Consider the following 14,282-nt stretch of genomic DNA (forward strand, 5'->3'; position numbering starts at 1 on the left):
TCATTTCGTTAAATCCAATCAGTTTTAATTCAACAACTTAAGCAAGGCTAAATCGGCTTTTACAACACCGCTTGGTAAGGGTATATATCCATCTTTTTCAACGACACTTTGCCCATTGTGCGATAAAACAAATTTAAAAAATTCAGCTAAAATCGGATCCAATGGTTTATTCGGATGCTTATTAACATATACGTACAGGTAACGAGCTAGTGGGTAGCTGCCATTTATCGAATTCTCAATCGTTGCATCCACATAGTTATCTCCCTCTCTCGCTACTGGAATCGCACGAATACCCGTCGTTTTATAACCAATACCAGAGTAACCAATCGCATTCAATGATGTTGATACCGACTGTACGACGGATGACGATCCTGGCTGCTCATTAACATTATTAAGAAAATCACCTTTGCATAGTGCTCGTAGCTTAAAATAACCATACGTACCTGATACCGAATTTCGTCCAAAGCGTTGAATATCTCGGTCAACCCAGCGCCCTGTTAAACCTAATTGACCCCAACGTGTAATAGGCTGCGTTGCACCACAGCGATACGTTCGAGAATATACGGCATCAAGCTGCTCAAAATTAATGCCCTTTAACGGGTTATCCTCATGAACAAACACTGCTAAAGCATCAATGGCGACACGAATAGCTGTTGGCTTATAACCGTATTCATGTTCAAACGCTTCAATTTCTTTGGCCTTCATTTTACGGCTCATAGGGCCAAGTTGAGCCGTTGCTTCTGTTAATGCGGTAGGGGCTGTAGATGAACCTGCGGTTTGAATTTGAATATTCACATTCGGGTATTTACGTTTAAATTCTTCGCCCCAATAGGTCATCAGATTGGCGAGCGTGTCTGAACCGACAGACGATAAATTACCAGAGACACCACTGATTTTTTGGTATTCGGCTAAATCAGCATCTAATGCCCAAGCATTGTGCATACTGAATGCTAATATCATGGGAAGAATACGGCGAATTACACTCATATAAGATGGTTGTCCTTATACATTCAGCCAAAAATAAAATGGCAAAAGCGACCTTCTATGGTCGCTATTGATTGATGCTTTGTTCGCGTCGCTATTATGCTGCTTTCGCTACTAATCGTTGAGGCAAGGTGAAAGAAAAGGTACTGCCCTTTTCTAATTCACTTTCAATCTCAAGTTGTGAATCGTGGTGGCTCAGCGCATGCTTCACAATAGCCAGGCCTAAGCCACTGCCACCCGTTTCACGTGAGCGCGCTTTATCAACCCGATAAAAACGCTCTGTTAAACGGTGAATATGTTGTGGTCCAATACCTTCTCCACTGTCAGTCACTTCCAACCTTGGTCCACCAGCAGAGAGATACCAACGCACTGTAATATTGGCATCGTTAGGGGTGTGTTTAACGGCATTATATACCAAGTTAGACACGGCACTGCGTAGCTGATCTTCATCACCGAAGACATTTAATGATGCATCAACATCAAACGTAAAGTGTTGATTTTTATCACCACTTAACGAGATGGCCTCTTTCTCTAGAATGTCGAGCATGGCAGGAATATTAACGGTTTCTTCTAGCTCTATCGTCGGGGCTGCTTCAATCTTAGAGAGCGTCAGTAACTGCTCAACTAAAGAGTTCATACGCACAAGTTGCTCGGTCATTACACCGTGTGCCTTACCCCACATTGGCCCCACCAGCATTTCTGGGTCTTTCGACATTTCCAGATAACCTTGCAGTACTGTCATTGGGGTGCGTAATTCATGAGAAACGTTAGCAAAGAAATTACGACGCATACCTTCTAACTGCTTCAATTGAGAAACATCACGCACCACCATCAGGTATTCGCCTTCGGTATAACGCATGATACGCAGCTCTAATGTACGGTCATAATTAAGCGGTGAAGTGATTTCTAACGGATGCTCAAATTCTTGCTTGGCGATATAGCGAACAAAATCAGGGCTACGCAATAAATTACTGATCGGCTGGCCTGCATCATCTGGCCAACGTAAACCCAATAAGTGCTGTGCCAGTTTATTACACCAAACAATATTGCCTTCGCTTCTAAAAACAACAACGGCATCAGGCATAGATTCTGCGCCATTTCGGAAACGGCGAATTAATGTAGCAAGTTCTCGACGACGACGGCGATTACGCTGCTGCAAACGATACATGCCATTAAAAAGCGGTTCCCAGCTACCGGAACCAGAAGGGGGAGTCAGGCTACGTTCTTTCCATAGCCAGTCAGACATCTTCAATTGATTATGAAAATGCCAGATTAACTGAATCCAGGTTGCAACCAATAAGAACCACGGCAAATAGCCAAACACTAAACCGAGAATTACCCAAGGAAAGTAAAAAAGAGCCAGTTCCAAAACCAGCTTTTTCCACGACAACCGCTCAACCATTAAAACTCCATATCAATGAAGATTAGCTCTCGCCCCTTCATCGCTTTTCAATATACTTCTGTTCTCTCATTCACCGTGTGGCAATAGAGATCATACTTTGCTGTTGATAGACACTGTTTATAAAACAGTCACTGTACTAAACGATCGTTATACTAAAGCACACCATTACAAACGTGTCGAGAATCGGTAACCCGCACCACGCACTGTTTGTACCATTTTATCGTGCCCGCCCGCTTCAAGCGCTTTACGTAAACGACGAATGTGTACATCAACCGTGCGATCTTCAACATACACGTTAGTACCCCACACATTGTTCAATAGCTGCTCACGACTATACACACGCTCTTGGTGTGTCATAAAGAAATGCAGCATCTTAAACTCTGTTGGCCCCATGTCTAATGGTTCATCATTCGTTGTTACACGGTGCGACACAGGATCTAACTTTAAACCTTGTACATCAATAACATCATCCAATGACGTAGGTGATACACGACGCATTACCGCTTTAAGACGTGCCATTAGCTCTTTAGGTGAAAATGGTTTGGTGATGTAATCATCAGCGCCCACTTCAAGGCCACGCACTTTATCTTCTTCTTCACCACGTGCAGTTAACATTACTACAGGGATCTGACGCGTTAGCTCATCACGCTTTAGGTGCTTAATCAGGTTAATGCCTGAGCCACCCGGTAACATCCAATCCATTAGAATTAATTCAGGATAAGGTTCACAAATTTTTTCTAATGCATCATCATAATCTTCGGCTTCAATTGGTTGATAGCCTTTTTGTTCTAGAACAAAACACAACATCTCGCGGATTGGTGCTTCGTCTTCTACAACAAGAATCCTTCTTACCATAGTGATACTTACCTAGTAGTTGCTGTATTTGAGCGTCATTATGTGTGTTAAGTATGACACTTTTGTGACTCTTGGCGATAAAAACGTAACCAAGTGTTTATCTAAGTGCAATGCATCTGGTGTCTTATTGTCTTAATGACTCTTCATATGTATTCAATTAGTTACGTTTAGCCCTTAATTGATACTTGGCTACGACCGCCACCGACTGCCTCTACCGCAACCTGTACACCAATACGTTCGACCAGTGTGCCCACATGTGAAATCACCCCAATCTGACGCCCATCGGCCTGTAATGCATCAAGGCAAGCTAATGCCATCTCTAAACTATCAGGATCTAATGTGCCGAAGCCTTCATCGATAAACAAAGAGCCTAGCTGACGCGTATCCGCAGCCAGTGAAGCAAGCGCTAACGCCAAAGAAAGAGACACTAAGAAACTTTCACCACCCGATAGTGATTCAACACTGCGCACTTCATCCCCCATATCATGGTCGATCACTTGCAGTGCTAACGGGCTGCCCGGTACGGGCTGTAAAGCATAGCGTGGTGCTAAATCTTGCAGATGCTCATTGGCTAAAATTACCAATTGTTGCAATGTTAAACCCTGCGCCAAAGTACGGAACTTATTACCCGTCGCCGAACCAATCAGCTCATTCATTTGTAGCCACAATTCGGTTTGCGTTTGCTGCTTTATAAGCTGCTGAGTCAATTCGCCTGATTGTAACTCAGCTTGTTTCGCCAACTCTAATTGTTGACGATGTTGGAAGACTTGCTCATCCAGTGCACTTTTTTGCTGGTTCCAATCAGCAACTAATTCAGCTTGCTGCTCACTGTCTTCTGCCAGCTCATGCTGTACTAACCACTGATGTGATAAAGCTGCTAATGCTTGATGTTCAATAACCGCTTGTTCGCGTTCCACTAATACCGTTAACGCGGAAGATAGCGCCTGTTCAATCAACTTTAGCGCTTCACGCTCTTGAGTTAACCACGCATCGTCTTTGCTCAGTAGTGCCGTAAGCTGTTGTTCGGTTAACGTTAGCTTTTGCTGCCATTCATTCCAACGTATTACTGCTTTTTGTTGTTCTTTCTGCGTCTCTATTTGTTGCTGTTGGACACTTTTCAGTGCGGCATCTGCGGCTGCTTGTGCTTCACCCGACTGACGTTGCACCGCTTGTATTTGGGTTAGTGATTCTTGTTGCGTTTTTAACGTTTGTTTATGTTGCTGCTCTACTTGCTGTAGATTTTTTTCACCAATAATCTCGACGCGTTTTAACCAAATTTGTTGAATGTCTTTTTTCAGCAACGCGACTTTTTCACCCGTGGTTGAACATTGCTTTTGGGTATTTTGCAGTAACGTTTCTGCTTCTGCTATTTTAGGCGCAAGCTCTGCCAGTAACTTTTCACTAGCCAGTAAGTCACGTTGGTTAGCCATGAACTGTTGAACATCCAGATTAAGCTGCAGGAAGAATCCTTCTTCACCTTGTGCTTTTAATTGCTCAAGCCACACGTTGCTGGTGTATTGCTCATTCAATGCATTCGAGCGTGACGTTCGTATTGCCTCTTGAGTTGCGCTTTGCTTTTCAAGTGATTTAAGACGCTCTTGCCATTGCATAGCGGCTTGCGCTAACTCATGAAGCTGCTTGGTTAACTTTGACTCATCCTGTTGAAGCTGCTGTAGCTGAGTGTGCAACTGACGCCCCAACACGATTTGCTGCTGACGTTGTTCACCGCTTTGCTGTAGTTTTCTTAGATCATTGTCAGCCTGTTCAACGTCTTGCTGCCATTGGAGCAATTGCTGGTTGAGTGTTTGAAGATCAGCTTGTGGCTGTATTACTTCAGCACTATTTACTGCGAGAAATATGCTTTCATACTGCGTGTATAACTGCTCAATACGGATATTAAGCTGCTGAAATTCAGTATTAAGCAAGACCAAACGTTGCTGATCTCTAGGTAATGATTGCTGAAGCTGGCGTCGTTCGACATCACCATCTTGCAGTTGCTTAGTCAGCGTTTGTAAGCGTTGTTGTTGGCTTTGTAATAATCCATCAACAACAGGATTACTGATCGCATAAGGATGCTCAAGCGAACCACACAACGGACAAGCTTCTTCATCTTTTAATTCATTGCGGTAATCACCCAAATTCATGACAGCGCGACTTTGCTGCAGCATGTACTCAACTTCTTTCTGCTGAACCGAAAGAATATCAATTTCTGGCTGCAATACCGTTAGACGTTGCTCTGATTGCGCTAACACACCCTGTAATTCATGCTGCTCTGTTTGCAACTTGCCAGCTTGAACTAGCAGCGATACCCATTCTTTGGTTCCCGAAATAGCCTGACGCAATACATCGCGATGTTGCTGCTTTTCTGCGTACTGTGCGCGCTCTTGCGTTTGCTGTTGCTCTAACCGTTCAAGATCAAGCGTTTTGCTTTGCGCTTCACAATCCGATTTATTAATTTTCAGTGTTTGTACTTGCAGCTCTAGTACTACCCGCTGCTGCTGATTATTGTCTTGTTCAAATTCTATTTGCAGCTTTTCTTTACGCAGTACCGAGTAAGCGCGGTGTGCCGCTAAATATTGCTGTAGGTTATCTTCAACAGAAGCATATTGCTCAGCCACACCTTTGAATGTATGGCTTTGCTCAAGAGCAGCCGACAATTGCAGCTGACGCTGCTGCTGCACTTGTTGTTGCTGTTGAATTACCTGAAGATGTTGCTGCTGCTCTGTGATAATAACGCTATATTGCTGAAAGACATTTTCCTGCTCAGTTAACTGAATACGCAAACCATCGGCTTGCTGATCCCACTTAGCGGCTTCTTTTATTTTGGGTTCTAATTGTTGCCACTCTTGCTCAAGCTGGTTTAACGCTTCTGCCGCTTGCTTTGCCTGTAAATCTGCATCTACACACTTTTGTTGCTCTGTTGCTAATTGTTTTTCTGTGAGAACGAGTGCTTGTTCAATCTTGGTTAATTGTGAGCTGACCTGTTGAAGCAAAGAAAAATCACGATGGGCTGGCTGTGCTTTTTCAATGAGCGTTAATTGATCATAACGCGGCAGAGCCTGTTCTTTTTGCTGTTGAGCTTCTGTGCTTTTTAGCTGCGTTTCAGCCACACGAGCTGCTAACACTGACTCAGTTTTTAACGTTTGTTGGTGTTGTTTAAATTCGTTTAGCTGGGCATCTAATTGCTGTACTTGTTGTTTTAATTGCTCACATTGGGTACTTAGCAATTGCTTTTCATCGTCCGATAACAATGCAATATCACCCAATTTATCTTGTAGCTGAGTTAATGCCTGCTTTTCAACACGAGCACGCTCATAAGCTGCCACTGACAATTGTCCGTATATTTCACCGCCCGTCATGCGTTCTAGCAATGCAGCTCTATCATCAGCCCCCGCTTTTAAGAACGCGGCAAACTCCCCTTGCGGCAACATCACCGCACGGCGAAACTGTTCGAAGGTTAAGCCGATCAAGCGTTCGATTTCAGCTTGTAGTTCTTGCTTCTTACCCGCAAAACGCTGCCCAGTATCGAGGTTTTCAAGCCATTGTTCTGCAGCTTGAACTCGCCCTTCAGCACGCCCGCGAGCACGACGAACATGCCAATGCGATCGCCAATGGCTACCGTCGTTGGCAACAAAATCAACTTCGGTAAATGCCTCTGCTTTGCCGCGAGATAAAATACTTCTTACATCGTTCGCTTTAATTCGGTTTTCATCACTATCACGCCCAATTTCAGCATCATTTTTTTTATTCGATTGCAGACGAGGAATACGATCGTATAACGCTAGGCAAATCGCATCTAGTAAGGTCGATTTACCTGCACCGGTTTTTCCCGTTATTGCAAATAAACCCGCTTCACCTAGACGACCACCCGCAAAATCGATATCAAATTTGCTTTGTAAGCTGGCAAGGTTCTCACCTCGTAATGCTAAAATTTTCATTATTTGCCACCTTCACTACGCACTGCATCACCATCTTGGGCATCTTCAACTTGAATCAATAACTGTTCGAAAGCAGATGCCATCGCTTCATCTGGCTCACCTTGATATTTCTTCGCCCAACTTAAGGCGAACACTTGCTCGGGTGAAACATCTGATAAACGTCGATGATTCAACGAATCTTGTTGCTCTTGTTGCTGATAATGCGGGGTGATTTTAGCTAATCGCACGGCTTTACCATCGATGGCTTGTAATACTTTTTCTCGCAATAATGCTTGAGGTTTATCAAGCAGTACGTGCACTTCTAAAAATGGTTGTTGCTCACGGGGTACCTCATCAACCGATAGCGCTTCAAGCGCTTCCAACACTTGATCGAGTGGAGCCGGCGATGATGGCACTTTCAACATATCAACGGTACGAGGAATCATTATCGACTCAATTTGGCTGACGGCTTTACCATCGAGTTCAACAATAACCGCTTGGTGGGCATAATTGCGTTCAGACATTGATAGCGGAATTGGCGAACCGCAATAACGAACATGTTCTTTCTTGGCCACACGCTGGGCTAAATGCAAATGCCCAAGAGCAACATAGGTTATATCGTCAGCAAATATGGATGCAGGCAAGGCATGTTGATTACCACCCAAAACACGACGTTCCGACATTTCAGATAATTTGCCAGACGCCATATACGCATGCCCCATACCGATCAATGCTTGCTGATCTGTCTGTAACGCACGAGCAGCCTCTGTCATTTCGCCATATAAGGTTTCTACGCCTTTAATCAGACGATCATCATCTTCATCAAGATCTTCAGTACGCAAATCGGCGCTGCGTAAAAAAGGCACGGCTAATATCCAAGCTGCTTGCTCGCCTTGTTTGTTCGTAATCGGAATCAACATGCGCTCGTGATCAAGCTGTCCACTTTCATCACGGTGAATACCGCCCACCATGTGCAAATCAAAAGCTTTCAATAATTCATGTGGGGCATCTAACTTACTTGGAGAATCATGGTTTCCCCCAATCATCACCACATCAAGGTTTGGCAAACTTTTCGCGACACGCGCAAGAAATCGATACAGCATGCGCCACGCACTTGCCGGAGGATTTGCAGTATCAAAAATATCGCCCGCAACCAACAAGGCATCAATCTGCTGTTGTTCCAAAGTATCGGCTAACCAATCTAAAAAAGTTTGATGTTCATAATCACGACTATAACCATGTAGCTGGTGTCCGAGATGCCAATCTGATGTGTGAAGAATTTTCATTATGATATGTATGCGCAAGCCAAGAAAAACTTCCTCGATTGTACCCTACAAATCGTAATATCCACGCAAATCCTCATCAGAAAAATTGCGACAAAACCGCAGCAATACAATAGTATTAAGCCTCAAATGCACAACCCTAGGATTTGTAACTACCATGATGTGGTTTAAAAACATACTGACCTATCGCTTTACCCGTGAAATCGACTTAAACCCTGAGCAGATCGAAAAACAGTTGGAAGAATTCCGCTTCACACCTTGTGGTAGCCAAGACATCCAAAAGTTTGGTTGGGTACATGCGCTAGGTAAGCACGGTGATATGTTCACTCACGTCGTCGGTGACAACATTCTTGTTTGCGTACGTAAAGAAGAAAAAATGCTGCCTTCTTCTGTCATTAAAGAATCGCTTAATGCAAAAGTAGAAATGCAGGAACAAGAGCTGGCTCGTAAGCTGAAGAAAAGCGAAAAAGACTCGATTAAAGACGACATCGTGATGGATCTTTTACCACGCGCATTTAGCCGTCATCAGCAAACCTACGCACTGATCATGCCGAAACAAGGCTACATTGTGGTTGATGCAGGTAGCTACAAGAAGGCTGAAGATTTACTGGCGCTATTGCGTAAATCTATCGGTTCATTGCCGGTTGTGCCTGTAACGCCAGAAAAGCCTGCAGAACTGACAATGACAGAGTGGGTACGTTCAAATACCTCGCCAACAGGCTTCACTATTGGTGAAGAAGCTGAATTTAAAGCCATTCTTGAAGAAGGTGGCGTTATCCGCTGCAAGCAACAAGATCTAAGCTGTGACGAAATTCTGGCACACATTGAAGCAGATAAGCTGGTCACTAAGCTTTCGCTTAACTGGCAAGACCGTATTGATTTCATTCTTGCAGATGATTTAAGCGTTAAACGTCTGAAATTCTCTGATGAGATCAAAGATCAAAACGAGGATATCGACCGTGAAGATATGGCAGCTCGTATTGATGCAGACTTATCACTCATGTGTGGTGAATTCTCGGTATTCTTACCAAACGTCTTTGAAGTGTTGGGTGGTTTAGAAGAAAAAGGTTAATCCTTCTCTATAGCCAGTCAAACATTAAAAAGAGCGCTTCGGCGCTCTTTTTTACAGCTGTTAGCTCCACTTTCCAGATTCATCCTGTTTTTGCATACCGGAATAACCACTTTTTTTGCCTGATAATTGCTATGAGGCACCGATCACAGTAAAATCCGCGCTCCTTCCGCATCACTAGGTGATTGCGGCCTGATTTGCAATCAGACAACGAGAATTTGAGATATGTTTAAACCTGAATTGTTATCCCCTGCGGGCAGCCTTAAAAACATGCGCTACGCTTTTGCGTACGGTGCAGATGCCGTCTATGCTGGCCAACCACGTTATAGCCTTCGTGTTCGTAACAACGAGTTCAATCACGAAAACCTTAAGATTGGTATCGACGAAGCACATGCGCAAGGCAAAAAGCTATACGTGGTATGTAACATTCAGCCACATAACTCAAAATTAAAGACCTTTATTCGCGATCTTAAACCTATCGTAGAAATGGGCCCAGACGCCTTAATCATGTCTGATCCAGGCCTTATCATGATGGTACGAGAAAGCTTTCCTGATGTGGTTATTCACTTATCAGTACAAGCGAACGCCGTTAACTGGGCAACCGTTAAGTTCTGGTCTACCCAAGGGGTTGAGCGCGTTATTCTTTCTCGTGAGCTATCACTAGAAGAAATCGAAGAAATTCGCGAACACTGCCCTGAAACAGAACTAGAAATTTTTGTTCACGGTGCACTTTGCATGGCTTATTCAGGCCGTTGCCTTCTGTCTGGCTACATGAACAAGCGTGACCCAAATCAAGGTACGTGTACTAACGCTTGTCGTTGGGAATACAAAGCAGAAGCAGCAAAAGAAAACGAGAACGGCCAGATCGTAGAAGCAAAGTCTGCTGATACTGGTGTTAACGTACAGGAAGTTGAAGTACAAGAAACTCGCCCTGACAACACTCTTGGTCTTGGTAAGCCAACGGATGAAGTGATTCTGCTTTCTGAATCTCACCGTCCTGAAGAAAAAATGGCTGCTTTTGAAGATGAGCACGGCACCTATATCATGAACTCGAAAGACCTACGTGCTATCCAGCATGTAGAGCGTCTAACGAAGATGGGTGTGCACTCATTAAAAATTGAAGGTCGTACGAAATCTTTCTACTACTGTGCACGTACAGCTCAGGTTTACCGTAAAGCCATTGATGATGCAGTAGCTGGCAAACCATTTGATGAAAGCCTAATGGGCACACTAGAAAGCCTTGCTCACCGCGGCTACACCGAAGGTTTCTTACGTCGTCATACACATGACGCGTACCAAAACTACGAATACGGTTACTCTATTTCTGATACTCAACAATTTGTCGGTGAGTTCACAGGTAAGCGCCGTGGTGATCTTGCTGAAGTAGATGTTAAGAATAAATTCATGGTTGGTGACAGCCTTGAAGTGATGACACCGCAAGGCAACGTTGTTTTCACGCTTGAAATGATGGAAAACCGCAAGTCAGAATCTGTTGATGATGCAAAAGGTAATGGCCACTTTATGTTTATCCCAGTACCTGCAGACATGGACTTAGAGTACGGCCTACTAATGCGTAACCTAAGCAATGGTCAGGATACTCGTAGCCCTCACGGTTCTGTAGACGGTAAATAATCTGATGGCATTGCTCATTAATGATAAGTGCATCAACTGCGATATGTGTGATCCTGAGTGTCCAAACGAAGCGATCACCATGGGCGAAGAGTTCTATGAAATAGATCCTGCTCGTTGTACTGAATGTATAGGCCATTACGACAAACCAACGTGTCAGTCTGTATGCCCTATTTCAAAATGTATTATCATCGATCCTGATAATGTCGAAACCGAAGACGAACTGCTTGAAAAGTTTGTCACCTTGCAAGGTTTGGCATAAGGAAAAAGCGCCTAAGGGCGCTTTTTTTATACCTAGAATTCAAGCTGTAATCACTACTGAATTAAAGCTAAACATTGAGGAGGCGGTATTTTTACTGGTTTCTTTTTCTTTGGTTTGGTTTCTTTTTTCTTGTTCTGAGCGGTTTGTTTTACTTTCTTTTGTGGCTTCCAAGATGCCAGTTCAGCCCCGCAGCCATCCCCTGGAGGTGGTGGGTTTTGTGCCTTACAGTTAGTGCTGCCATCAGGACAGCTTAATCGGACATGAAAATGATAATAATGCCCCCACCAAGGGCGCACTTTTCTTAACCAATCGCGGTTTTGCCATTCCGATTTACACAGTTGTTCTTTGATCACCGGATGAACAAAAATACGAGCAACACGATCATCAGTGGCCGCTAATTGAATTAACAAGGCCTGCTTGTTACTCCAATTTTTATTATTAATTTTATAATCCTTTATATGTACCATCGGAAGAGGCTGTACTTCTACCAAGCTTTCTTTTTCCAATGGGGCATCAGCTATCTTTAACCAAATATCAGCATCAAGCCCTGTTTGGTGGCTAGCATGCCCTGATGAAAAGCGTCCACCCCGTGGCATTGATATATCGCCAACTAGCATATTACCTAGACGTAATTTTTGCGCATCTGACGATAATTCGGTTAAGAATTGGATCATCTCACTATGGCCGTAATAACGACCTCGTTGTGAGCGAATGACCTGATAACCTTCTCCTTCTAGCGGTAAGGTTTCACCGCCAGCAAGGCAACCATTACTGTATGAACCAATAGAATTTGATACGCCATTGCTCGGTACTTTTACTTTTTCCCAAAGTGTAGCAGAAGCAGACAAGCTGTAGCTCATCAGCATAACAGCAAGAAGAAGTATTCTATTCACAGTACCATCCCAATATTGTTATTAAATCCATTATTGAAATCATAGCGCACTCTCACTGTTGCATAGCAATAAAAAACAGCTCATAGGCTGCTTTTATTATTTATTAGCATCATCGATACATGTTACTACTTCATTTGCTGATCAAGGTTTAATATTGTCAGAGCATTACTCACACTGGTCGCGACAACATCAACAACACCCGACCGTAATGCGCCTAACAACGCTAAGGCTTTACTATTTTCTGCTGCAGATACAACCACTGTTGGTATATGTCGCAGTTCTTCCATACTCAAGCCAATCACCCGATCACTCATCATTGTATCGGCTTGATTACCTTGGCTATCAAAAAAATCATAGCCCGCAATATCGCCCACAACACCTTTTCGAATACGTGCTTCTACAATTTCTTGCGGCGTAAACCAGCCAAGTTTAACCATGTGGCTATTTTCATTCATATCACCGACACCGACTAGAGCAACATCAGCCCGACGAGCACGGTCTAATGTTTCTTTTACCGTACCATTTTTCATGAAGGCTTCTTTTACTTTAATATCTTCAACGTAGGCTGGTGCATACAAGGTCTCACTAATGCCATCGTATTTCTTCGCCAGTAATCGACAAATATGATCAGCATTAATGGCATTACCTGAACGGTGAGTACCGCCGATACCACTCACAAAGCGACATTTCTTATGAGGAACAACACCAATGTGGCTAGCAATCGAAGCAATATTTCGCCCCTGCCCAACCGTCACAACCATTTCATCGGTTAAAATCGTGGCTAAATAACTAGAAACAAGGCTAGCGACTTGCTGTCGCTGAGTTTTATCATCAGGCTGATCAAGTGCGATCAATGCGCGCTTTAGATTGAAGCGTTCAATAAGCTGTTGCTCGAGTTTTTCGCTAAAAACAGGGTGGTATTTAACAGTAATTTCAACCACACCTTCTTCACGAGCACGACGAAGCAGACGACCCACTTTGGCACGTGACATACCAAATTTTTTCGATATCTCTTCTTGAGTCGCACCATCTTGATAATAAGCGATAGCAATCTCGGTCAATAAATCACTATCAACATGTGGGCTATCATTGGTATTTGCACTCATCGTACGATCCTTCCTAGCTGCTATTTAGCGCATTCATTACCGACAATATTACTATATGCGTGCCGTTAAATGGATAGTAAAGCTATGTATTCATTACAGACTTTATCTTCCCTTATCTTGTACAGCCTTTCTTAATATTTACACCGAAAAGATAACCAAAATTACGGTCGTTATCTTCATTCAACAAATCCAGTATAAGCCATTGATTAATAAGAGCTGACAGATCGTACAGCTTTTTGAGCACTGGAGCTCTAAAGCTATATTTTATCAAGCTAGACAACTTAACAGTCATAAATTGCACAGGAAAATTGATCGAAATGAACAAAAAATTATTTGGTTTGGTGTAAATCGCCCAGACGTAAAAAAGCCCTAATCTTTCCTGCTCTACCTTAAAAGAGGGGGGCTTCTTCAATAATGGCTACGTTAACGGGACTTTCTATTACCTCAAAACCAGCGCGCCCCCAGCGTGGCTGGCCGCTAAGCTCTCCAATAAAAACCTAACCAAATGAACTACCACTCTGCAATGTCTATTCAGTGCTAATTTTTATTTTCTATAGACGAAAAAAAAACTAATCTTTCCTGCTCTACCTTAAAGAGAGGGGCTTCTTCAATAATGGCTACGTTAACGAGACTTTCTATTCACCTCGAAACCAGCGCGACCCACGGCATGACAGGCCGCTAAGCTCTACAATAAAAAGCCTAACCAACTGAACTACCACTACGCAGTATCTATTCAGTCTTCATTTTCTACAGACGAAAAAAAGCCCTAATCTTTCGATTAGGGCTTCTTCAATAATGGCGGAGTGGACGGGACTCGAACCCGCGACCCCCGGCGTGACAGGCCGGTATTCTAACCAACTGAACTACCACTCCGCAGTGTCT

At 43.5% G+C, this 14,282-nt stretch carries 10 protein-coding genes and 1 tRNA gene; 3 read left to right on the forward strand and 8 right to left on the reverse strand.

From position 1 onward, the window contains the following. Nucleotides 1-24: 24 nt before the first annotated feature. The 5 genes from C9J47_RS10350 to C9J47_RS10370 form a co-directional block, all read right to left on the reverse strand. On the reverse strand, nt 25-987 hold the full coding sequence (locus tag C9J47_RS10350) for a PstS family phosphate ABC transporter substrate-binding protein (protein ID WP_107253428.1): 963 nt from the start codon (nt 985-987) through the stop codon (nt 25-27). A 94-nt stretch (nt 988-1,081) separates the two neighbouring features. Further along, nucleotides 1,082-2,386 carry a phosphate regulon sensor histidine kinase PhoR gene (phoR, locus tag C9J47_RS10355; protein WP_107253429.1) on the reverse strand — a complete coding sequence of 435 codons (1,305 nt, stop codon included), beginning with the start codon at nt 2,384-2,386 and terminating at the stop codon, nt 1,082-1,084. Nucleotides 2,387-2,551: 165 nt separating this feature from the next. Next, nucleotides 2,552-3,241, reverse strand: coding sequence for a phosphate regulon transcriptional regulator PhoB (gene phoB / locus C9J47_RS10360; protein ID WP_011217478.1), 690 nt, complete (start codon nt 3,239-3,241; stop codon nt 2,552-2,554). Nucleotides 3,242-3,408: 167 nt separating this feature from the next. Beyond that, the gene (locus tag C9J47_RS10365; protein ID WP_107253430.1) at nt 3,409-7,179 is read right to left on the reverse strand and encodes an AAA family ATPase; all 3,771 of its coding nucleotides are present in this window, start codon (nt 7,177-7,179) and stop codon (nt 3,409-3,411) included. Then, nucleotides 7,179-8,444, reverse strand: coding sequence for an exonuclease SbcCD subunit D C-terminal domain-containing protein (locus C9J47_RS10370; RefSeq protein WP_107253431.1), 1,266 nt, complete (start codon nt 8,442-8,444; stop codon nt 7,179-7,181). Before C9J47_RS10370 ends, C9J47_RS10365 begins: the two co-directional genes overlap by 1 nt. A 157-nt stretch (nt 8,445-8,601) precedes the next feature. Here C9J47_RS10370 and rdgC point away from each other — a divergent pair, with 157 nt between their 5' ends. From rdgC to C9J47_RS10385, 3 genes are all read left to right on the forward strand, one after another. After that, nucleotides 8,602-9,513 carry a recombination-associated protein RdgC gene (gene rdgC, locus C9J47_RS10375; RefSeq protein WP_211321736.1) on the forward strand — a complete coding sequence of 304 codons (912 nt, stop codon included), beginning with the start codon at nt 8,602-8,604 and terminating at the stop codon, nt 9,511-9,513. A 222-nt stretch (nt 9,514-9,735) separates the two neighbouring features. Continuing rightward, the gene (gene trhP, locus C9J47_RS10380; protein WP_107253433.1) at nt 9,736-11,142 is read left to right on the forward strand and encodes a prephenate-dependent tRNA uridine(34) hydroxylase TrhP; all 1,407 of its coding nucleotides are present in this window, start codon (nt 9,736-9,738) and stop codon (nt 11,140-11,142) included. A 4-nt stretch (nt 11,143-11,146) separates the two neighbouring features. Beyond that, entirely contained in the window at nt 11,147-11,401 is a 255-nt protein-coding gene (locus C9J47_RS10385) for a YfhL family 4Fe-4S dicluster ferredoxin (RefSeq protein WP_107253434.1), read from the forward strand. Nucleotides 11,402-11,454: 53 nt separating this feature from the next. Here C9J47_RS10385 and mepA read toward each other — a convergent pair whose 3' ends face one another. From mepA to C9J47_RS10405, 3 genes are all read right to left on the reverse strand, one after another. Then, entirely contained in the window at nt 11,455-12,267 is an 813-nt protein-coding gene (gene mepA / locus C9J47_RS10390) for a penicillin-insensitive murein endopeptidase (protein ID WP_107253435.1), read from the reverse strand. A gap of 152 nt (nt 12,268-12,419) precedes the next feature. Further along, nucleotides 12,420-13,400 (reverse strand): sugar-binding transcriptional regulator, encoded by a 981-nt coding sequence (locus C9J47_RS10395; protein WP_107253436.1) that lies wholly within the window; start codon nt 13,398-13,400, stop codon nt 12,420-12,422. 796 nt (nt 13,401-14,196) lie between these two features. Continuing rightward, nucleotides 14,197-14,273 (reverse strand) — tRNA-Asp (locus tag C9J47_RS10405). Nucleotides 14,274-14,282: the final 9 nt, after the last annotated feature.

Origin of the sequence: Photobacterium indicum (assembly GCF_003026215.1) — a bacterium.
In the GTDB taxonomy this organism is placed as follows: domain Bacteria; phylum Pseudomonadota; class Gammaproteobacteria; order Enterobacterales; family Vibrionaceae; genus Photobacterium; species Photobacterium indicum.

Bases quoted from the DNA above. Each gene is read 5' to 3' on its own strand.
- trhP (WP_107253433.1), top strand. From the start codon at position 9,736: ATGTTTAAACCTGAATTGTTATCCCCTGCGGGCAGCCTTAAAAACATG.
- C9J47_RS10365 (WP_107253430.1), bottom strand. From the start codon at position 7,179: ATGAAAATTTTAGCATTACGAGGTGAGAACCTTGCCAGCTTACAAAGC.
- C9J47_RS10385 (WP_107253434.1), top strand. From the start codon at position 11,147: ATGGCATTGCTCATTAATGATAAGTGCATCAACTGCGATATGTGTGAT.
- C9J47_RS10350 (WP_107253428.1), bottom strand. From the start codon at position 987: ATGAGTGTAATTCGCCGTATTCTTCCCATGATATTAGCATTCAGTATG.
- mepA (WP_107253435.1), bottom strand. From the start codon at position 12,267: ATGCTGATGAGCTACAGCTTGTCTGCTTCTGCTACACTTTGGGAAAAA.
- rdgC (WP_211321736.1), top strand. From the start codon at position 8,602: ATGTGGTTTAAAAACATACTGACCTATCGCTTTACCCGTGAAATCGAC.
- phoB (WP_011217478.1), bottom strand. From the start codon at position 3,241: ATGGTAAGAAGGATTCTTGTTGTAGAAGACGAAGCACCAATCCGCGAG.
- phoR (WP_107253429.1), bottom strand. From the start codon at position 2,386: ATGGTTGAGCGGTTGTCGTGGAAAAAGCTGGTTTTGGAACTGGCTCTT.
- C9J47_RS10370 (WP_107253431.1), bottom strand. From the start codon at position 8,444: ATGAAAATTCTTCACACATCAGATTGGCATCTCGGACACCAGCTACAT.
- C9J47_RS10395 (WP_107253436.1), bottom strand. From the start codon at position 13,400: ATGAGTGCAAATACCAATGATAGCCCACATGTTGATAGTGATTTATTG.